Origin of the sequence: Ideonella sp., assembly GCF_041287625.1 — a bacterium.
Classification (GTDB): domain Bacteria; phylum Pseudomonadota; class Gammaproteobacteria; order Burkholderiales; family Burkholderiaceae_C; genus Ideonella.
In genome coordinates, this window is the sequence record NZ_JBGGNH010000035.1 from 49,948 (window position 1) to 68,507 (window position 18,560).

Annotated in this window: 16 protein-coding genes; 3 read left to right on the plus strand and 13 right to left on the minus strand. The window is 69.1% G+C overall.

Features of this window, described 5'->3' with window-relative positions; translation table 11 throughout:
- Nucleotides 1–21: 21 nt before the first annotated feature.
- The 3 genes from ACAH41_RS14170 (at nt 22) to ACAH41_RS14180 (ending at nt 2,624) form a co-directional block, all read left to right on the plus strand.
- On the plus strand, nt 22–834 hold the full coding sequence (locus ACAH41_RS14170) for a protein-glutamate O-methyltransferase CheR (protein WP_325649018.1): 813 nt from the start codon (nt 22–24) through the stop codon (nt 832–834).
- Nucleotides 835–914: 80 nt separating this feature from the next.
- Nucleotides 915–1,508 (plus strand): chemotaxis protein CheD, encoded by a 594-nt coding sequence (locus tag ACAH41_RS14175; RefSeq protein ID WP_325649016.1) that lies wholly within the window; start codon nt 915–917, stop codon nt 1,506–1,508.
- 30 nt (nt 1,509–1,538) lie between these two features.
- Entirely contained in the window at nt 1,539–2,624 is a 1,086-nt protein-coding gene (locus ACAH41_RS14180) for a chemotaxis response regulator protein-glutamate methylesterase (RefSeq protein ID WP_325649014.1), read from the plus strand.
- 107 nt (nt 2,625–2,731) lie between these two features.
- Here the strand turns inward: ACAH41_RS14180 and ACAH41_RS14185 are convergent, their stop codons facing one another.
- The 13 genes from ACAH41_RS14185 to ACAH41_RS14245 form a co-directional block, all read right to left on the minus strand.
- Nucleotides 2,732–4,777, minus strand: a complete 2,046-nt coding sequence (locus ACAH41_RS14185) for a PAS domain-containing protein (RefSeq protein ID WP_325649012.1) — start codon at nt 4,775–4,777, stop codon at nt 2,732–2,734.
- Nucleotides 4,778–4,874: 97 nt separating this feature from the next.
- The gene (locus ACAH41_RS14190; protein WP_325649011.1) at nt 4,875–5,156 is read right to left on the minus strand and encodes a circadian clock KaiB family protein; all 282 of its coding nucleotides are present in this window, start codon (nt 5,154–5,156) and stop codon (nt 4,875–4,877) included.
- On the minus strand, nt 5,153–6,847 hold the full coding sequence (gene kaiC / locus ACAH41_RS14195) for a circadian clock protein KaiC (protein ID WP_325649009.1): 1,695 nt from the start codon (nt 6,845–6,847) through the stop codon (nt 5,153–5,155). Before kaiC ends, ACAH41_RS14190 begins: the two co-directional genes overlap by 4 nt.
- A 416-nt stretch (nt 6,848–7,263) precedes the next feature.
- Nucleotides 7,264–9,195 carry an EAL domain-containing protein gene (locus ACAH41_RS14200; protein WP_325649007.1) on the minus strand — a complete coding sequence of 644 codons (1,932 nt, stop codon included), beginning with the start codon at nt 9,193–9,195 and terminating at the stop codon, nt 7,264–7,266.
- Complete coding sequence (locus tag ACAH41_RS14205) at nt 9,192–9,722, minus strand: YfiR family protein (RefSeq protein ID WP_325649005.1); 531 nt, start codon at nt 9,720–9,722, stop codon at nt 9,192–9,194. Before ACAH41_RS14205 ends, ACAH41_RS14200 begins: the two co-directional genes overlap by 4 nt.
- 4 nt (nt 9,723–9,726) lie before the next feature.
- On the minus strand, nt 9,727–11,703 hold the full coding sequence (locus ACAH41_RS14210; RefSeq protein WP_325649003.1) for a TonB-dependent receptor domain-containing protein: 1,977 nt from the start codon (nt 11,701–11,703) through the stop codon (nt 9,727–9,729).
- Between the two features lie 240 nt (nt 11,704–11,943).
- Nucleotides 11,944–12,771: an isocitrate lyase/phosphoenolpyruvate mutase family protein gene (locus ACAH41_RS14215; protein WP_325649001.1), complete on the minus strand. Its 828-nt coding sequence runs from the start codon at nt 12,769–12,771 to the stop codon at nt 11,944–11,946.
- Between the two features lie 118 nt (nt 12,772–12,889).
- Nucleotides 12,890–13,543, minus strand: a complete 654-nt coding sequence (locus tag ACAH41_RS14220; protein WP_325649000.1) for a hypothetical protein — start codon at nt 13,541–13,543, stop codon at nt 12,890–12,892.
- A gap of 2 nt (nt 13,544–13,545) precedes the next feature.
- Entirely contained in the window at nt 13,546–15,255 is a 1,710-nt protein-coding gene (locus ACAH41_RS14225; protein ID WP_325648998.1) for a putative porin, read from the minus strand.
- 27 nt (nt 15,256–15,282) lie between these two features.
- On the minus strand, nt 15,283–16,017 hold the full coding sequence (locus ACAH41_RS14230; RefSeq protein WP_325648997.1) for a hypothetical protein: 735 nt from the start codon (nt 16,015–16,017) through the stop codon (nt 15,283–15,285).
- Nucleotide 16,018: 1 nt separating this feature from the next.
- A complete protein-coding gene (locus ACAH41_RS14235) occupies nt 16,019–16,420 on the minus strand; it encodes a biopolymer transporter ExbD (RefSeq protein ID WP_325648995.1) in 402 nt (133 codons plus the stop codon).
- 19 nt (nt 16,421–16,439) lie between these two features.
- Nucleotides 16,440–16,850, minus strand: coding sequence for a biopolymer transporter ExbD (locus ACAH41_RS14240; RefSeq protein WP_325648994.1), 411 nt, complete (start codon nt 16,848–16,850; stop codon nt 16,440–16,442).
- Between the two features lie 14 nt (nt 16,851–16,864).
- A complete protein-coding gene (locus tag ACAH41_RS14245; RefSeq protein WP_325648993.1) occupies nt 16,865–18,553 on the minus strand; it encodes a DUF2341 domain-containing protein in 1,689 nt (562 codons plus the stop codon).
- Nucleotides 18,554–18,560 lie beyond the last annotated feature (7 nt).

Genomic DNA, 18,560 nt, shown 5'->3' on the forward strand with positions numbered 1-18,560 from the left:
AAGTTGCCGATAAGTTCTTCGATGAACACGACAATCACCGACATCGAATTCGGCCACTTCCAGCGCTTCATCTTCGAGGCCGCCGGCATCACGCTGTCGCCGGCCAAGAAGGCACTGGTGAGCGGCCGCCTGTCCAAACGCCTGGCCGCCCACCAGCTGTCCAGCTACGGCGAGTACTTCCAGCTGCTGCGCGACGGCTCCGCGCCAGCCGAGGTGCAGACCGCGGTGGACCTGCTGACGACCAACGAAACCTACTTCTTCCGCGAGCCCAAGCACTTCGACCTGCTGCGCGAGCTGGCCACGGCCGCCGCGGCGGCGCGCGGGCCGCAGTCCTTCCGCGTCTGGAGCGCCGCGTCGTCCACCGGCGAAGAAGGCTACAGCATCGCGATGGTGCTGGCCGACTGCCTGGGCAGCGCAGCCTGGGAAGTGCTGGGCACCGACATCAGCACCCGGGTGCTGGCCAAGGCCCGCACCGGCCACTTCCCGCTGGAACGCACCCGGCTGATCCCGCCGCCCTACCTGAAGCGCTTTTGCCTGAAGGGCCACGGCGAGCAGGACGGCACGCTGCTGGTCGAGCGCGCGCTGCGCCAGCGCGTGAGCTTCGTGCATGCCAACCTGAACACCGAGCTGCCGCGACTGGGCACCTTCGACGTGATCTTCCTGCGCAACGTGATGATCTACTTCAATGGCGACACCAAGCGCCAGGTGGTGGCACGCGTGCTGTCGCTGCTGAAGCCCGGCGGCCACTTCTGCATCGGCCACTCCGAGAGCCTGAACGACATCAACAACTCGGTGTTGCAGGTCGCACCGTCGATCTACCGGAAGCCCCTGTGATGCCGGCCTTCCGCCCCCTGCTTCAACAGACGCCCGGCAGCTGTACGCTGGCAAGCCAAGCCCGCTGCGGCTGACGGGCCATGGACGCCCCCCTGAGCCCCGCGCCGCCGCGTTCCGGCCGGCAGCGCGAAGTCTTCCTGCAGCCCGGCGAGTTTTTCGTCGGCGACGCACAGCACCGCATCCGCACGCTGCTGGGTTCCTGCGTGTCGATCACCTTGTGGTGTGCGGCCAGGCGCATGGGCGCGATGTCGCACTTCCTGCTGGCCGAGCGCGGCCGGCCGCGCCGCGCCCCCGAGACACCCGACGGCCGCTATGCCGACGAGGCCTTGCGCCTGATGCTGGACCTGCTGGCCCGGCGCGACGTGAAGCCCGCCGACTGCCAGGCCAAGATCTTCGGCGGCGGCGAAATGTTCCCCGAGAACAAGCCCTCCGGCCAGATGGGCATCGGCCGTCGAAATGGCGAGGCGGCCCGCAGGCTGCTGCTGGGCCATGGCATCCACGTGGCCTCTGAAAGCCTGTTTGGCAACGGCCATCGCCAGATCATCTTCGACGTGGGCAGCGGCGACGTGTGGGCGCGCCAGCTGGCGGTGCAGGCCGAGTCCCCGGCGCTGCCCCCGCTGCCCTTCCCGCTCGGCGCGCCTGCACCGTCCGCACCCCCGTCCACTTCAAGCTGAGCGGCCCTGCGCTGCCGGAGACAGTCAACAATGCAAGCTGCAATCAAAGTCATGGTGGTCGACGATTCCGCCGTCGTGCGGCAGGTCGTCGCCGGCATGCTGAGCGCGACACCCGGCATCGTGGTGATCGCGGCCGTGGCAGACCCGCTGCTGGCCATGGAGCGCATGAAGCAGCAGTGGCCGGACGTGATCGTGCTGGACGTGGAAATGCCGCGCATGGATGGCATCACCTTCCTGCGCAAGATCATGAGCGAGCGGCCGACGCCGGTCGTCATCTGCTCCACGCTGACCGAAAAAGGCGCCAAGACCACGCTGGAAGCGATGGCCGCCGGTGCGGTGGCCATCGTCACCAAGCCCAAGCTGGGCCTGAAGCAGTTCCTGGTCGAAGCCAGCAATGACCTGGTCTCGACCGTCAAGGCCGCCGCGCGCGCCAATGTGCGCCGGCTCTCGCCGCGGGCCGAAGGCGCCGCGCCGCTGGCCGCACCGGTCAAGCACACCGCCGACGTGATCCTGGCCCCCGCCTCGGGCAGCCCGCGCGCGATGGCGCAGACCACCGAACGCGTGATTGCCATCGGCACCTCCACCGGCGGCACGCAGGCGCTGGAAGAAGTGCTGACGATGCTGCCGCGGGTCTCGCCCGGCATCCTGATCGTGCAGCACATGCCGGAGAAATTCACCGCCGCCTTCGCGGCCCGGCTGGACAGCATCTGCCAGATCCAGGTCAAGGAAGCCGAGACCAATGACCGCATCGTGCCTGGCCGCGCGCTGATCGCCCCCGGCGGCAAGCACGTGCTGATGAAGCGCAGTGGCGCGCAGTACATGGTCGAGGTGGTTGACGGGCCGCTGGTGAACCGCCACCGGCCGTCGGTCGACGTGATGTTCCGCTCGGTGGCCAAGGCCGCCGGCGTGAACGCGCTGGGCATCATCATGACCGGCATGGGCGATGACGGCGCCGCCGGCCTGCTGGAGATGCGCAATGCCGGCGCCCGCACCGTGGCCCAGGACGAAGAGAGCTGCGTGGTCTTCGGCATGCCGAAGGAAGCCATCAAGCGCGGCGGCGTCGAACGCATCGTGCCGCTGGGCGGCGTGGCGCAGGAGATCATGAAGCAGCTGTGAGCGCGCCTTGGCACTCTGCATGCACTCAAGGACCTTGACGCGCTTGGCGAACTTCGCTTCGCGCGACAGCGATCGCATGTCGGCAGATTTCATGGGGCCGGCACTGGCTACTGTGCCAGCAGCCTGCCCAGCAGAGGACCGAGCTCCTCCAATGTGTGCTCCTTGCGCAAGAGCTCGACCACGCCGAGTTCTGCTGCGGCACCTCTCAACTCATCCGAAATGAAGCCCGAGCTGATCGCGACAGGCAAGTCGGCGTCGCCTTCGCGCAGCGCACGCACGACGTCCAGGCCGGACATCGGCGGCATGTTGTAGTCGGTCACCACGACGTCGAACGCGCCCGGTTGAGCCAGTACCGTCGCGACCGCAACGGCGGGATCGGAGACGCAGGTGGCGCGATAACCCAGGCGTTCAAGCAGACGGCCCACCATCAGCAGCATCAATTCGTCGTCGTCGATGTACATCACGCGCGGGCCTTGCCCGAGGGCAGCTTCGTCCGGCGCCGTGGGCATGGAGACATTGGCAGGCAGCGCGTCGGTGACGGGGAAATGCAGGTCGAAGGTGGTCCCGCCACCGCGGCGGCTGCTCACGGCAATGTGGCCGTGGTGGCTGGCCACGATGCCGTGCACGACGGCAAGCCCCAGCCCGGTGCCTTGGCCGGGCACCTTGGTGCTGAAGAAGGGCTCGAAGATGCGGGCCTGCGTGGCGAAGTCCATGCCTTGGCCGGTGTCGGTGACGCGCAGGTGGACATAGTCGCCGGGTGGCAGGACCTGCGATGCCGAAGCGGCGATGTGCTCCGCATCGATGCCCAGCTTGATGCATCCGGTGCTGCCGGACAGCGACTGCCAGGCGTTGGTGCACAGGTTGATCACGATCTGCTGCACCTGCGTGGTATCGCACAGGATGATCGGCTGCGGCCCCGCCGCTACCGCCAGCTCCAGCCGCACGGTGGCCGGCAGCGTGGCGCGCAGCAGGTCCAGCGCCTCGCGCACGATCGGTTCGAGCGGCTGCGCCCTCAGCAGCGTTGGCTGGCGCCGGCTGAAGGCGAGGATCTGCTCGACCAGGCTGCGGGCGCGCTCGCCTCCCATCCTGACCTGGTCGAGCAAGGCGTTCGCCGCGTGCCCTGCAACCAGCGTCTGGCTGGCCAAGCCGAGGTTGCCCAGCATCGAGCCGAGGATGTTGTTGAAGTCGTGTGCGATGCCGCCGGCGAGCGTGCCGATGGCCTCCATCTTCTGGGCTTCGCGCAACTGCGCCTCCAGCGATTGCCGCGCCTGGTCGGCCTGCTTGCGCTCGGTGACATCACGCAACACACCGACGAACTGGATCGGCTCGCCGCCGGGGTCGAAGATCGGCGTGATCGACAACTCGTTCCAGAACGGCTGGCCGTCCTTGCGGTAGTTCAGCAGCTCGCCATGAAAGGGCAGCGCCGCGGCCACGGCCCGACGAATGGTCCGCACCACCTGCGCATCGGTCTGCGGGCCTTGCAGGATGCCGCTGGAACGCCCCAGCATGTCGGCCGCGCTGTAGCCCGACATCGCCTCGAACGCCGCGTTCGCGTAGGTGACCTTGCTCTGGGCGTCGGTGATCATCACACCTTGCGAGATCGCGCCCAAGGCGCGATCTCGCAAGCCCAGTGCGGCCAGGCTCAGCTGCAATTGCTGCTGCGTGCGTCGCTGGTCCTCGATCACCTCCAGCAGATGCTGCCGCGAGAGCCTGTCGGCTTCGCTGCGCCGTTGCTCGGTCAGGTCGGTGACCACCATGCAGAGCGCCTCGGGCAGCCCATCGACGACAGAGGGGTTGACCGACAGGTAGACAGGCACGCGCTGACCCGCGTCCGTCAGCAAGTCGATCGCCAGGTAACGCTTGACGTCCTGTTGCTCGGAAAGCAGGGCCGCCAGGCTGGCGCGGCTCTCCGGGGCGAAGCACAGGTCGACGCGCGTGCCGATCAGGCGGTTCAACGGCCGCCCCAGCAGCGTGGCAAAGCTCCGGTTGCACCATGCAACAACACCGTCGGCCGTCAGCGTCAGCGCACCATCCGCCATGCCTTCGACAAGCAGCCGATAGGCACGGTCGGCACCGTTGAGCGTGATCAATCGCCGGCCCGCGGCGTCGGAGATGAACAGCGCATCAACCTCGCCACTGCCGACAACCGCCACGCCATGTTCGATATGGGGTGGAACCTGCTGCTGAGTCACTGGACGACCCTCCGCGCGGCGCGCTGCGAGACGAGCGCTTGGGAACGGCCCGGCGCGCTCATGTGAGTTCCAGTTCGCGCAGCACATCCTGGGTGTTCGACAGGTCGCCGATCAGCACGCGGCGCGGGCCGGGCAGTTGCTTGACCAGCGTCGGCAAGGCGACGATCTGCGCATCCTGCGCCAGCTCGGGCTGCTGGTAGAGGTCGATCACCTCCAGGTCGTGGCGGCCCGGCAGCAGATCGCTGCAGATCCTGCGGATGTTCGCCTGAGCGCGCAGCGAACGTGGAGACTGCCCCGCCACGTACAACCGCAACACCCACATGTCGGGGCCGGCATTCATGTCGCTTCGGCCCGGCGGCTCTGTGCCATGTCCTGGCGATCCTGCGTCAGCAGATCTTCGCTGACCTCGGCCTGGTCGATCACCGCCAGCGCTGCGGCCTCCAATGAGGCGAACTCGGCGCGGATGGCCGCCACCTGCGCTTCCATCGCCGCACGCTTGCTGTCCAGTTCCTTCTGCTTGCGCCCGATCTCCTGTTCGCGCGACAGCAGGGCCGAGCGCTCCTGCGCTTCCTGGGCCAGGCGCGCCGAGCCGGTCAGCACGCCGGCAGGGCCGGTGTAGGGCTGGCGCAATTCGATGCCGTGCCGCGTGAGCGAGAACTCGCGGATCTGGTTCGAGTGCTGCATGCCGCGCGACTTCAGCACGTAGAGGCCGCGGTTGCGCTCGCCACCGAACTCCATGTCGCGCACCATCAGCCAGGTGTCGACCAACGAAGAGACGATCGCGTCGGTCTTCTCGACCCTCGCCTCCCCCGCGCTCAGGCTGGTGAAGAAGCCGGTGATCTGGCGCACCTTCAACGCGTCGACGAGGCGCAGCAGCATGCCCAGCACGTCGTTGTGCCCCCCCAGCGAGACGAAGCTGCTCAGCGGGTCGACGATCACGGACTGCGGGTCGAAGGCCTGGATCGCCCGCAGCATCGTTGCCAGGTGCATCTCCAGGCCCAGATGGGTCGGCCGCGCGGCATGGAACCTGAGAAGGTCCTGTTCGACGAAAGGCGCCAGGTCGAGGCCGATCGTCAGCATGTTGCGCATGATCTGGTCGGCCGACTCTTCAAAGCTGAAGAAGATCACCCGCTCGCCGCGCCGGCAGGTGGCGGCGGCAAAGTGCGCCGCCAGGCTGGTCTTGCCGGTGCCCGCGGTGCCGGAGGCCAGCACGCTGCTGCCTTTGAAATAGCCTTCGCCGCCCAGCATCGCATCCAGTTCAGGCACACCGCTGGGGACGCGCAGGCTGCTCACCTTGTGCTGCAGCCCGACCGAGGTGATCGGAAACACCGAGATGCCCGCCGAGTCGATCAGGAACGGATATTCGTTGGTGCCGTGCGTGGAGCCGCGGTACTTGACGACACGCAGCCGGCGCGAAGACACCATGTCGATCACGCGGTGGTCGAGCATGATCACGCAGTCGGACACGTACTCCTCGAGGCCCTGCCGCGTGAGCGCGCCAGGTTCACTGCCACGCTCGCCGGTGACGATGGCCGTGACCTGTCTGTCTTTCAGCCAGCGGAACAGGCGCCGCACCTCGGCGCGCAGCACCGCCTGGTTCGGCAAGCCCGAAAAGAGCGATTCGACGGTGTCCAGCATGACGCGCTTGGCGCCGATGCGATCAATCGCATGGCCGAGCCGGATGAACAGGCCTTCGAGATCGAAGTCGCCGTACTGCTCGACCTCGCTGCGCTCGATGCGCACGAAGTCAATGGCGAGCAGGCGCCTGGCCACCAGATCGTCGAGGTCGAAGCCCAGCGAGGCGACATTCAGTGTCAGGTCGGCCGCCGTTTCCTCGAAGGCCATGATGACCCCGGGCTCGCCATAGTGCAGCGCGCCGTTGATCAAGAACTCGATGCCCAGCAGCGTCTTGCCGCAACCCGGCCCGCCGCACACCAGCGTGGGCCGTCCCTGAGGCAGGCCGCCCCCGGTCAGTTCATCCAGGCCCTGGATGCCGGTGCGCGACTTGGAGATCTGATGGGCGATTGGCATGGCACGTCTCGGCTTCCCGCAGAGCGGAAGCAACGTGCCGGAAACTCCGATGGGTACGCTGCGCAAAGGCCGTCATCGCAAACGGATGGACTTGGCCCTTCGACAGCTTCTTGCCTGTCGGCGCGGCGAGTCATGGCGTTGTCCCGGTGCATTGTTGAACCAGGGCCATTTCCTTCTTCTCGTGCGCCACCCGCAAGGCGACGCCGTTCAGAGTATGCGCCACATCAGTGGCCGACTTGCGCGCGCTCCGAGAAAGCATCGCCTGACATCGGTCGACCGCGCCGTCCAATTCCCTGGTCGCTCACGGCCCGGGCGGATCAACCTGGTCTTCCCAACCGCAGACACGCGCCAGCATACCCAGGCGACTTTTGGTGGCCTGTTTGAAACGACGAAACAGCCAGGAGCCGCAAAGCCTCTCAGATCCTGCTGGCAAAGCCCGCGCTGTCCTGCTGGCCCCAACGCGTGGCCACGGCCGCGATGGCCTCGGGGATCTGCTCGGGCGGCACGGGCCGGCTGAACAGGTAACCCTGGGCGTGGGCCACGCCGCGTTGCATGAGCCAGGCCTGCTGGCCCTCGGTCTCGACGCCTTCGGCCACCACCTGCAGGCCCAGTGCGTGAGCCAGCGAGACGATGGCTTCGACGATGGCGCCGTCTTCGGCGGCGTCGGGCAGGTCGCGCACGAAGCTGCGGTCGATCTTCAGCTTGTCGATCGGCAGGCGCTTCAGGTAGGCCAGCGAGGACAGGCCGGTGCCGAAGTCATCGATGGCGATCTGCACGCCGCGTGCGCGCAGCGCGGCCAGCGTGCCGACATTGGCCGCCACGTCCTCGACCAGCGTGTGCTCGGTGATCTCGATCTGCAGCCGGCCAGGGTCGGCGCCGCTGCTGGCCAGCGCGTCGGCCACCTGCTGCTCCAGCAGCTTGCGCTTGAACTGGCGGCCCGAGGCATTGACCGCGATGAACAGCTGCCCCAGGCCCGCTTCACGCCAGGCCGCCTGCTGGCGCGCGGCGGCCTGCAGCACCCAGGCGCCCAGGTCGCTGACCAGGCCGGTGCGTTCGGCCATGTCGATGAAGGCGGCCGGCATCAGCAGGCCGCGCTCGGGGTGCTGCCAACGCACCAGTGCCTCGGTGCCGACGACCCGGCCCTGGCGCAGGTCGACGATGGGCTGGTAGTGCAGCAGCAGTTCGTCGCCGCGGATCGCCCGGCGCAGCTCGGCGTCCAGCTGCAGCTGCGAAGACGCGGCCTCGTTCATCGAGCGGCTGAAGACCGCGAAGGTGTTCTTGCCGCTGGCCTTGGCGGCGTACATCGCGGTGTCTGCCGCACGCAGCAGGCCTTCGGCGCTGTCAGCATCCGCCGGGAAGCGGGCCAGGCCGACGCTGCCGCGCGCGTGGATCTCCTGGCCGCCGGCCTGCAGCGGTGCATCCAGGCAGGCCAGCGCGGCGCGGCCCAGCAGGCCCAGCGCCTCGTCGTCGCCGTGCTGCTCGCAGACGACGATGAACTCGTCGCCACCGAAGCGGAACACCAGGTCGTTGCGGCGCAAGCCACGTTGCAGGCGCTCGGCCAGCAGGCGCAGCACTTCGTCGCCCACCACATGGCCAAGCGTGTCGTTGATCAGCTTGAAATCGTCCAGGTCCAGCAGCATCAGCATGAAGCCTTTGCCGCGCGCACTGGCCCTGTCGACCATGGCACGCAGGTGCTCGTTGGCCGCATGCCGGTTGTACAGGCCGGTCACCGGATCGAAGTAGGCCAGCTGGTCCAGCCTGGCCTCGGTGTGGTCGATGGCCCGGCGCACCCGCCGCACCCGCAGGTAGGCAATGGCCAGCGCCAGCAGGGCCGAGCCCGCAGTCAGCAGCGCAAAGGTGAGCGCACGTTCGTGCAGCGGCGTCAGCGAAACCCGCAGCACGATGCGGCCGACCACGCGCTGCTTGAACTCGACCGGCGCTTCCACCAGCATGCCGGCGCCGCCGGCCGTTGCGTCGCGCCGGTAGCTGGCAAACAGCCGGCCATCGGGCGTGTAGAGCAGCGCCTCGGCGACCGCGGGCGCGGCACGCAGCGAGGCCAGGGTTTCGCTGGCCGCGTTGACATCCGCAAACATCAGCGCCGCGGCCGTGTTGTCGGCGGCCATGCGGGCCTGTGCCCGGGCGTCTTCCTGCAGGGCGACGCGCGACCAGGCATGCAGCGACAGGTTCAGCACCAGGCCGGCCACGGCCAGCGCCACGCCGGCCGAGGCCACCGCCGCCCGGGTCAGCTGGCGGCCCAGGCCGCGGCGCTGCGAGCGGGCCAGCAGGGGCACGGCTTGCGCCTCCGGCAAGGCTGGCAAGGGCGGCAAGGCGGGGTCGGGCCGGTTCATCCGTTGACCTTTCGCGCCAGCCGCAGCAGGCGGGAGCTGACCTGCAGCCTGGCCTCGCGGGCGAGGACCAGGTCGACCTCGAACACCATGCGGCCGTCGGCCTGCGCCAGCCGGATGGTGATGCCGTCGTCGGACTGGGCCGCGCCGTCGCCGATCAGCAGCAAGGCGGTGGCCCGCGGTGGGCGGTGGCGGGTGGGTGGGTCGCCGTCAATGAACAGGACATGGCAGCCATGCGGCGCCTCGGCCGGCTCCAGCGTGCGTACCGCCAGCCGAAGCGGCCCCACCGGCCGGCCTTCCAGCGACTTGACCGGGCCGCGCAGCGGGCTGCCCTGCGCCAGGCACAGCTCCAGCGCACCGCCGGCAGCCGGCAGGGCCTCGGCGGGCCATTCCACGTATTGCAGCAGGTTGTAGACGATGGCCGCCTCCAGTTCGGCCCGCTCCACGGCATGTGCCGGCGGCAGTGCCAGCACGGCCAGGCCGAGCAGCCAGCTCAGCGGCCTCAGGCACGACGGGCAAGGCAGGCGCATGGCGTCAGAACGCAAAGTCCAACCGCAGCTCGACGCTGCGGCCCGCCTGCGGCAGCACCGGCTGGGCCTGCGGGTCGCCGCCCGGGTCCTGGTGACGGCGGTCGAACAGGTCGAACACACTGGCCGAGAAGGACCAGCCGCGCGCGGCCAGCGGGGTCGACAGCGTCAGGTCGGTCAGCTGATAGGCCGCGGCCGCGCCGCGCCGGCCAATGCCTTGCCAACCCAGCCCGGCCTGCCAGCGCCCGCCCAGCGGCCAGATGGCCGCCAGCTTGGCCATGCGGTCGGCCGAATAGCCGGCCACCCGGGTGTCCATGTCGCTGTCGCGGCTGTGCTGCAGCGTCACGTTGGCGCGCAGCCTGCCGCCGTTGGCCCAGATGCGCTCCCATTCCAGCTCGGCGCCGCGGGTCTGCACGCCGCCCTGGTTGTCGAAGCGATAGCGATCGCTGTCCGGGTCGCGGTTGAGCACCAGCAGCTGGCGCGCACGGTTGCTGAACAGCGACAGGCTGTAGCGGTCCTGCGCGTCGGGCCGCCAGTCCAGCGCCAGCTCGCTGCCGCGCACGCCTTCGCTGGTCAGCTTCGGATTGATTTCATAGCCGCCGCTGCCGGGGACCTGGTAGTGGGCTTCGAAGGCATTCGGCGCCCGGTAGGCGGTACCATGGATCAGCTTGGCCACCAGCGTGTCGTCGGCGCGCCAGATCAGCCCCGTGCGCAGGCTGAATTCACGCGCGCTGCCACTGGTCTGGTCCCAGCGCAGCCCCGTGTCCAGCGTCCAGTCGCGGGCCAGCGTGTACTGGTCCTCGACGAACAAGGCATGGCGCTGCAGGCTGCGGCGGTCGTCCAGCAGCGGCGCGGCAGGGGGATCGATGTCGGCATTGCGCTGCAGCAGCAGCGGCGAGACCTGCAGCTCGGCGCCCACCAGCAGCTTGTGGTCCTGCCAGCGCGTGCTGAGCCAGCGGCCTTCCAGGCCCCACCAGCGGCCCATTGCAATGTCCTGGTTCACCGCCACCGGCGGATAGTCCATGGCGTAGCGGCCCTCGAAGCGGTAACGCCCGGCAAAGCCGCGCGCCGTCAGTTCGTCGCCATCGTCGGTCGCATGCACCCAGCTCAGGTCCAGCAGTGACTGCTCGTCATGGTTGACGGTGCGCGGGTCGCCCTGCACGCCGTCTGGATACAGCGGGTTGCCCTTGTTTCGCAGCGCATGCAGCACGGTGACCCGCCAGTCGCCCTGGCGGACGCGGGCGAACAGCGTGGTGCGGCCTTCCGCATCGCCGTGGCGGGCCGAGCCGCCGTCTGGCAGCGGCACCGTGTCGCCGGCCATCACCGCGCGGCTGATGGACCATTGCAGCGCCGTGCCACCTGGCAGTTGCACGCTGTCGGCCAGCCGCAGGCTGCGCGCGCCGAAGCTGCCGGCCGAGACGCTGGCCAGCGAAGTGCCGGCCGCGCCGGGCTGGCGGGTGACCACGTTGACGACGCCGAACAAGGCATTGCCGCCATACACGGCCGAGCCCTGGCCTGGAATGAATTCGACCCGCTCGACCATCGCCAGGTCCAGCGGAATCTCGCTGCCGAGGTAGGCCTGGTCGTAAATGGTGTCGTTGGTCCGGTTGCCGTCGATCAGCAGCAGCACGCGGGTGTTGTAGTCGCCCGGCACATAGAAGCCACGCACGCCGATGTAGCTGTACGAGCGGTCGGTGGTCACCATCACGCCGCGCATTGAGGCCAGCACTTCGGCCAGCGTGCGGTAACCGAGCGCGCGGATCTCCTCGGCGCTGACCACCGTCACGGAGGCGGCCGCACCGCTGGCCCGCGAGGCGAATCTGGAAGCACCGGTGACCGGCAGGTCGAGCAGCGTGTCCAGCGGCAAGGCTGCCAGGTCAGCCGCGCTGGCCGGCTCGGTGGCGCCCAGCGCCGGGCAGGCAAGGCTGCAAGCCAGGGCAAGGGCACAACCGGGAAACTGCAGGAACGACGGCAACACACGCATGGGGCACGCTGCCTGCAGCGTGGCGGGCACTGGGCCCTGCCGCGATGCAGCGCGAAAAAAGTGGACGTTCAAAACCGGGCAGCACGTGCGGCCCACCCGGTCCGGCCGCGGGACCGACCCCACAGCATCTCGACTATATCGACCGCCAAGGTCAGGCCTTGAGGGCCGGCACGGCGCGGCGCCACCGCGGGCCCTCGCGCGCCGCTGCCAGGCGGGCTTGGTCGAAAGACTCTCAGGCTCTCAGCCCATCAAGTCATCCAGCGCCTGGCCCGAGGCCGCATCGGCCAGCCCGTCGAAGCGGCCCTCAGTGGCGACCAGGCTGGCGGCGCGCATCAGCCCGCCCCATGCGGCGCGGGCCAGCCCGCCGCCGATGCTGACGCGGCGCACGCCGAGTGCGGCAATGTCCTGCAGCGTCAAGGGGCTGGCGGAGCCGACCAGCAGGTTGATGGGCTTGGGGGCGACCGCGGCGACGATGGCGGCGATCTCCTCGGGCGTGCGGATGCCGGGTGCATAGAGGCAGTCGGCGCCGGCTTCGGCGTAGGCCTGCAGGCGCTGCAAGGTGTCGGCCAAGTCGGGGCGGCCGAGGAAGAAGTTTTCGGCGCGGCCAACCAGCAGCGTGTCGCCACCGGTTTCGTCGATCGCCCGGCGGGCGGCGCGTATGCGGGCCACGGCGTCGCCGATGTCGCGTATCGGCCGTGCGGCGTCGCCGGTCGAATCTTCGATCGACAGGCCGGCCACGCCGGTTGCAACGGCCAGCCGCACGCTCTCGGCCACGCCCTGCGGGTCGGCCGCGTAGCCGCTCTCGAAGTCGGCGTTGATCGGCAGGTCCGTGGCGGCCACCATGTCGCGCAAATGGGCCAGCACCTGCGCGCGGCTGAGGCGGCCGTCGGGCAGGCCTTGCGACCAGGCGAAGCCGGAACTGGTCGTCGCCAGCGCCTGGAAGCCCAGGCTTTGCAGGTAGCGGGCGCTGCCGGCATCCCAGGGATTGGGCAGCACGAAGCAGCCGGCTTCATGCAGGCGCTTGAACTCGCGGCGCCGGGCGGCGATGCGTTCGGAGGTGTTGCTCATGGTGGAAACCTCGGCTGGTGTTGGCGGCAGGGCCGGCAGGGAGCCGACCAGTGTGCCGCAACCTCAGTTGGCTTCCAACCGATGTCGATGGGCGGAGCGCGGTGCGGAGAACAGCGCTTCAGGGTGCGACGCGCTGCGCGTCCAGCGCGCGGCGCAGGCCTTCGGCCTCGTCTTCCAGTTCGACGGCGCCCAGCGCCAGGAAAGGCTCGCTGCGGGTGCGCATGGCTTCGGGGGTGCGCTGGGTGTAGGCATCCACCGCTTGCAGGCCCAGGCCGTGCAGCGTGCGGTTGGCCTGCTCGGCGCGGGCCAGCGAGGCCACGCTTTTTTCCAGCAGCGCGGTGACGGTGGCGGTGACCTGGCGCTGCGCTGCGAGCGCCTGCTGGCCTTGCGCTGTTGCGTCGGCGGCGGCGCGCTCGGCCTGCTCGCGGCGCTGGTGCTCGGTGGCCAGCTCGGCCCGCACGCGGGCGAGTTCGGCTTGCGCGGTGGCCAGCGCCTGGGCTTGCTGGCTTTGCGTGGCCTGGCCGTTGCGAGCCTCGGCCTGGACGTGGGCCAGGCGCTGGGCCAGTTGCTCTTTCTCGGCCTGGCTGCTGGCCTGCTGCTGGCGCAGTGTGTCGCGCTCCTGCTGGGCCTGCTGCAGCGCGGCCTGCGCGGCACGGGCGACTTCCTTGGCCTGGGCCAGGCGCTTGTCGCCACCGTCTGCAGCATGGGCCAGCGCAGCACTGCAGAGCACGGCCAGCGCGGTGAAGCGGATCATTGAGAGACCTGATTTCATGCTCAGAACTTCAGGTTGGTTTCGAGCTGCAGCACGTCGATCTTCAGCGGTGCGCTGCTGAGGTTGCCGCTGATCGAACTGGCGTCGCCGGGGATGCTGAGGAAGCGCACGCCGTCGTCCAGGTTGCGGGTGCTGGTGAAGCGCAGGCCCAGCGTGGCCTTGTTGTCGAAGGCGTACTGGCCGCCGACGCTGAAGCCCTTGTAGTTGGTGCCGCCCAGGTGCCAGGTGGTGTCGGTGTAGGCGTCGATCCAGGCGTCGCGCTCCAGCTTGCGATATGCAGCGAAGACCTGCCACTGGCCGGGCTCGACCAGCTTGGCATGGCCGAACTGCAGGCGGGCCTGGTAGCCCAGCGTCATTTCCTTCAAATCCGCCACCGCGGTGGTGCCGGCGCGGCGCTGGATGTCGTCGTTGTCGAAGCCGGTGTTCTTCACCACATGGAAGCTGAAGTTGACCTCGTAGGGGTTGTAGTGGCGCGCGGTGAGGCTGAGCGTGAAGTCCACCGGCTTGAAGCGCGAGGCGAGGCCCCACACCGGCGCGGGAATGGCGTTCTGCGGGAAAGCAGAGTTCGGCGCATTCAGGTTGATCAGCGTGTTGCCCTTCTGGCGGATGGCCGCGGGGTAGGCGCTGTTCTGGTACGGCGAGACGCCAGCCAGCGCGCCGGTCGGCGGAATAACGTCTTCACGCACGCCTTGCACGTTGCGGAAGTTGTAGGCACCTGCGGCCACGCGCAGCTGCCAGGCGTCGCCAAAGGCCCAGTCCAGGCCAAGCTGACCGCCGACCAATGACTTGTCCTTCTGGCTGTTGGCGAACTCGGACAGCGCGAAGCCGCCCGCCGTCGCGAAGCCGAACAGGCCGCTGGCCATGTCCAGCTCGCCGTGGCCAGCCAGGCCGTCCAGGCCCATGTCGTCCGGCCAGGTCAGGTCGCTGCCGTCGAACGGCACGCCCATGCGGCCGGCATCCAGCCGATTGCCTTGCAGCGGCTCCCAGCGCACCGAGGCACGGTCCACGCCGATGCTGAAGCGGTTGGCGTCATTGCCGGCGGTGACGGATTCGGAGGTGGGGCTGCCGCTGGTGCTGCCGGTCGCCAGGCGCAGCGTGCCGCTGAAGCTGTCGCTGGCCTTGGCATGGAAGCCGACGCGGGCGCGCAAGGTGGCGCGCTGGCGGTCATTGCGGGTGTTGCTCAGGTCCGGCGCCCAGGCGGGGGAATCGGTCTGGGCGCGGAAGATCTCGGGCGCGACGTTGTCGTTGGCGAACATCTCGTCCTGTGCGCGCACGCGGATGTCGCCGTCAATCGACACCGAGCGCAGCCAGCCCGGCAAGCGCCGGCCGTCGGTCCAGCCTTCTTCGCGGGCGGCGATCAGCACCTCGTTGCGCACCTCGTCCTTGATCTTGGCGCGGGTGCTGTCGCTCAGGTACGGCACACGCACCACCGAGCGCGGTGCGCCCCAGCCGGTCTCGGCCGGCAGCGGCGCCGGGTTGCCTGCGGCCACGGCTTCGCCCGCGGCCTTGGCCTTGCGCAGCAGTTCGTCGGCCTTGGCGCGGGTCAGCAGGCCTTGCTCGACCAGTGCGTCGATCAGCGCCAGCGTGGTGGCTTTCAACTCACCCAGCGCGGCGGCTTCGCTGGCCGCGGGCGGCGTGTCGGCATGGGCTTGCGGCAGTGCGGCCAGCAGCGCCAGGGCCAGAGGCGCGAGGCGGAAGGAGATTCGGGTCATGGGGTTCTCGAAAGACATGGGTTGTTCTCACGCACCGGCGCGCACGGTCAGGCGAAAGCGCATGGGCTGCGCAACGGCCGGCGGCACCGGCAGGCGCAGCGCCTCGGCGCTGGCGTCCAAGGCGGTTTTCAGCGCGGGCGAGCTGCCATCGGCTTCCCAACGGGCGATGTGGCCGTCCGGGTTGATCCAGAGCGCGAAATTCGCACTCAGCTCGCCGGCCTCGGGTGCCAGCCGGCGCTCCATCTCGGCCAGCAGAAGTTGGCGCACGGTGTTCGCGTAGAGCCGCTCGGCCGCTCTGTCGGCCACGCCGGGCGAGGACGCGCCGCCGCTGCTGGTCGGGCCGGCGCGGTATTCGTTGTTGACCGCACCGGCCGCGAATGCGCTGGGCCCGTTGCCGGCCGCACCTTCCATCTTCAGCGGCTCGTTGGCCGGCTGCGGCGGCTTGGGCGCCTGCTCGGGCTGGGCCTGCGGCCGCGGCTGCGGCTTGGGTTCTTCCTTCTTCTGTTCCTTGGGCGGTGGCGGTGGCGGAGGCGGCGGCGGCGTGTCCGGCAACAGCGCAATGCGGGCCACCTGGCGCTTCGGGCCGGCGGTGCTGCCACTGGCGAAATGGACCAGGGTCCAGATCACCAGCGCGGTGCCGGCGAGCAGCAGCAGGCCCAGCGCGAGCCGGCGCAGCAGCGGCTGCGAGACGCGGCCCACCTCCTGCTGGCTGCTCAGGCCCAGGCGCTGGCGGCGGGCGATCAGGGCGGTGGTGTGGTGCATGTCAAGTCCCGATCCGCGACGTGACCAGCGCCATGTCCACGGCCAGCCGGTTGCACATGTCGATCACTTTGACCACCGGCTCGTAGCTGGCCTGGCCGTCGCCCTTGATGGCCACGGTGATCTTCGGGTCCGCGGCCTTGGCTGCGGTGAGGCGTTGCTCGATCTCCTGCGCCGTGAGCGCCGCGCCGTTGAGCAGCAGCGCGCCCTCGGCCGTGATCTGCACGATCAGCAGTTCGTGGTGCTCGCTGCTGGGTGTGTTCGACGGCTTGGGCAGCGTGATGGACAGGCCTTGCACCGAGGCGGTTGTCATCAGGATGAAGACGACCAGCAGCACATAGGCCAGGTCCAGCATCGGCGTGACATTGATGGTGTCGTAGGGCTTGGTTTCGTTCTGGACTTGCATCGCGTGCGCTTCCGTTCGTTCACTGCGCTTCGCGCTGCGTCACCAGGCCAAGCTCGGTGATGTCCAGCTTCTTGGCCACTTCCAACACCTCGGTCACCTTCTGGTACTGGGTGCGCGCATCGGCCTTCAGCACCACCGGCAGCGAAGGGTTGGCCGCCTTCATCGCCGACAGGCGCTGCGACAGTTCTTCCAGCGTGACCGGATAAGCGTCCAGGTAGACCGTACCTTCCTTGGTGATGGTCACCGCGCGCGTCTGCGGCTTGGCCAGCTGGTTGGCCGCCAGGGTGCGCGGCGAGTTGACCTTCACGCCCTGCACCGAGGCGGTCGTCAGGATGATGAAAGTGACCAGCAGCACATAGGCCAAGTCCAGCATCGGCGTGATGTTGATGTCGTCGTACGGCTCATTGCCGCCTTTCACGTCAGCTGACATGGCCTGCTGCTCGCTTACTGTGGTCCGTGCAGCTCGGCTGCGCGGGTCACGAACTCGTCGACAAAAATTTGCATGTCGGCCGAGATCGTCTTGATGCGCGAGGCCAGCCAGTTGTAGCCAAACAGCGCGGGGATCGCGACGCCCAGGCCGGCCACCGTGGCCAGCAGCGCGGCGGCAATGCCCGGGGCAATCGCGTTGACGTTCACGTCGCCTGCCGCGGCAATGGCGGCGAAGGTGATCATCACGCCGACCACGGTGCCCAAGAGGCCGAGGAACGGGCCGCCGGAGATGGCGATGGTCAGCAGCACCATGCGGGCGTTCAGCACATGGTTCTCGCGCACCTGCACCGCGTCCATCGTCGCCTTGATCGAGTTCAGCGAGGCGCCGGTGAGCGTCTGCATGCCACGCTCGCGGCGCTTGGCGATTTCGGCTTCGCCGGTGGCGTAGAGGCGGTACAGCGTGGAGTGCACGAACTCACCCGCGGTCTTCAGGCCCTGGCCGGTGAAGTCGGCGCGGAAGCGTTCCAGGAAGCGCTCGTTGTCGCGGCCCACGCGCGAGACCAGCATGGCCTTGGTGACCATCACCGCGGCGGCGATGAAGAACATCACGATCAGCACGCCGATCACCGCCCAGGCGTCACCGGTCAGGTTCTTCAGCAGGATGCCGAAGTAGCCGCCACCGCCAGACTCGCCACCGCCGTCGGCGCTTTCCTTCTGGCTCCTGATGAAGCTGCCCTCCATGCCTTGCGCCGCAGCGGCCAGCCTGACCCAGCCGGCATCGCGCGCGGCCGGCAGGATCTGCAGCTCATCGACCAGGCCCTTGTAGCCTTCGCCCAGCACCATGGCAGGCGTGGCGGCTGCGGGCAGCAAGGCATCGGCCTGGCTCACCGGCTTGCCGTTGATGTAGAGCTGGGCCTTGCCCTGCCCCACCGTGAGCACCACGTGCGACCAGGCCGAGCCAGGCAGCGCCGCGCCGCCCAGCTTCTCGTCGCCAATGCGGGCCTCGAGCTGGTCCACCGTGCGCAACAGCTTGACGGGGCCCAGCGCCAGCAGCGTGGAAGACTCGGTCGGTGCGTCCGGCTTGAGCCACATGGCAATCGTCAGCCCGCCTTCGGGCGCCAGCACCAGCCGTGTGTTGGGGCCGAAGCTCAGCGGCGTGCCGGCCAGGCGCACCGCGCCGCCCAGCAGGCCGTTGGGCTCGCGCTGCATCGGCCCTGTGCTGGTCGCATTGCTGGCGGCATCATGCGCGGGGCCGTCGGCCGCTTCGCTGAAGTGCAGCACCGCGGCATGGTCGGCCGCGAACAGCCCCGGTTTGGCCTCGGCCGCGGCCTTGTCGTTGCCGGCGTAGACATGCAGCAGGTTCTTGTCGCTGCCCTGGGCCACGCTGGGCATGCGCACCCACAACACGGCCAGCTCGTTGATCGCGTCGAAGCGCTCGATATCGAAGGGCAACGGGGTCTTGTCGTCGGCCCCGACGACACGCAGGTCGGCGCCGTCCGGCAGCGCTGCGGCGAAGTCGAAATTGCCGGAATGCAGGCGCACCGGGACCAGCACGTTGGCCTGCGCGCTGGGCAGGGCCAGGCCCTTGGCCGTGGTGTCGAGTTCGACCTTGGTGCGCGTGGTCCACGCGTCGTCCCACCAGGCGTGGGCCGGCGCGGCGAGGGCCGTGGACAGGGCCAGGGCGGTCAGCAGTTGGCGAATCATGGGTGGG

Bases quoted from the DNA above. Each gene is read 5' to 3' on its own strand.
- ACAH41_RS14245 (WP_325648993.1), bottom strand. From the start codon at position 18,553: ATGATTCGCCAACTGCTGACCGCCCTGGCCCTGTCCACGGCCCTCGCC.
- ACAH41_RS14180 (WP_325649014.1), top strand. From the start codon at position 1,539: ATGCAAGCTGCAATCAAAGTCATGGTGGTCGACGATTCCGCCGTCGTG.
- kaiC (WP_325649009.1), bottom strand. From the start codon at position 6,847: ATGCCAATCGCCCATCAGATCTCCAAGTCGCGCACCGGCATCCAGGGC.
- ACAH41_RS14170 (WP_325649018.1), top strand. From the start codon at position 22: ATGAACACGACAATCACCGACATCGAATTCGGCCACTTCCAGCGCTTC.
- ACAH41_RS14220 (WP_325649000.1), bottom strand. From the start codon at position 13,543: ATGAAATCAGGTCTCTCAATGATCCGCTTCACCGCGCTGGCCGTGCTC.
- ACAH41_RS14230 (WP_325648997.1), bottom strand. From the start codon at position 16,017: ATGCACCACACCACCGCCCTGATCGCCCGCCGCCAGCGCCTGGGCCTG.
- ACAH41_RS14210 (WP_325649003.1), bottom strand. From the start codon at position 11,703: ATGCGTGTGTTGCCGTCGTTCCTGCAGTTTCCCGGTTGTGCCCTTGCC.
- ACAH41_RS14215 (WP_325649001.1), bottom strand. From the start codon at position 12,771: ATGAGCAACACCTCCGAACGCATCGCCGCCCGGCGCCGCGAGTTCAAG.
- ACAH41_RS14175 (WP_325649016.1), top strand. From the start codon at position 915: ATGGACGCCCCCCTGAGCCCCGCGCCGCCGCGTTCCGGCCGGCAGCGC.
- ACAH41_RS14190 (WP_325649011.1), bottom strand. From the start codon at position 5,156: ATGAATGCCGGCCCCGACATGTGGGTGTTGCGGTTGTACGTGGCGGGG.
- ACAH41_RS14205 (WP_325649005.1), bottom strand. From the start codon at position 9,722: ATGCGCCTGCCTTGCCCGTCGTGCCTGAGGCCGCTGAGCTGGCTGCTC.
- ACAH41_RS14240 (WP_325648994.1), bottom strand. From the start codon at position 16,850: ATGTCAGCTGACGTGAAAGGCGGCAATGAGCCGTACGACGACATCAAC.
- ACAH41_RS14225 (WP_325648998.1), bottom strand. From the start codon at position 15,255: ATGACCCGAATCTCCTTCCGCCTCGCGCCTCTGGCCCTGGCGCTGCTG.
- ACAH41_RS14235 (WP_325648995.1), bottom strand. From the start codon at position 16,420: ATGCAAGTCCAGAACGAAACCAAGCCCTACGACACCATCAATGTCACG.
- ACAH41_RS14200 (WP_325649007.1), bottom strand. From the start codon at position 9,195: ATGAACCGGCCCGACCCCGCCTTGCCGCCCTTGCCAGCCTTGCCGGAG.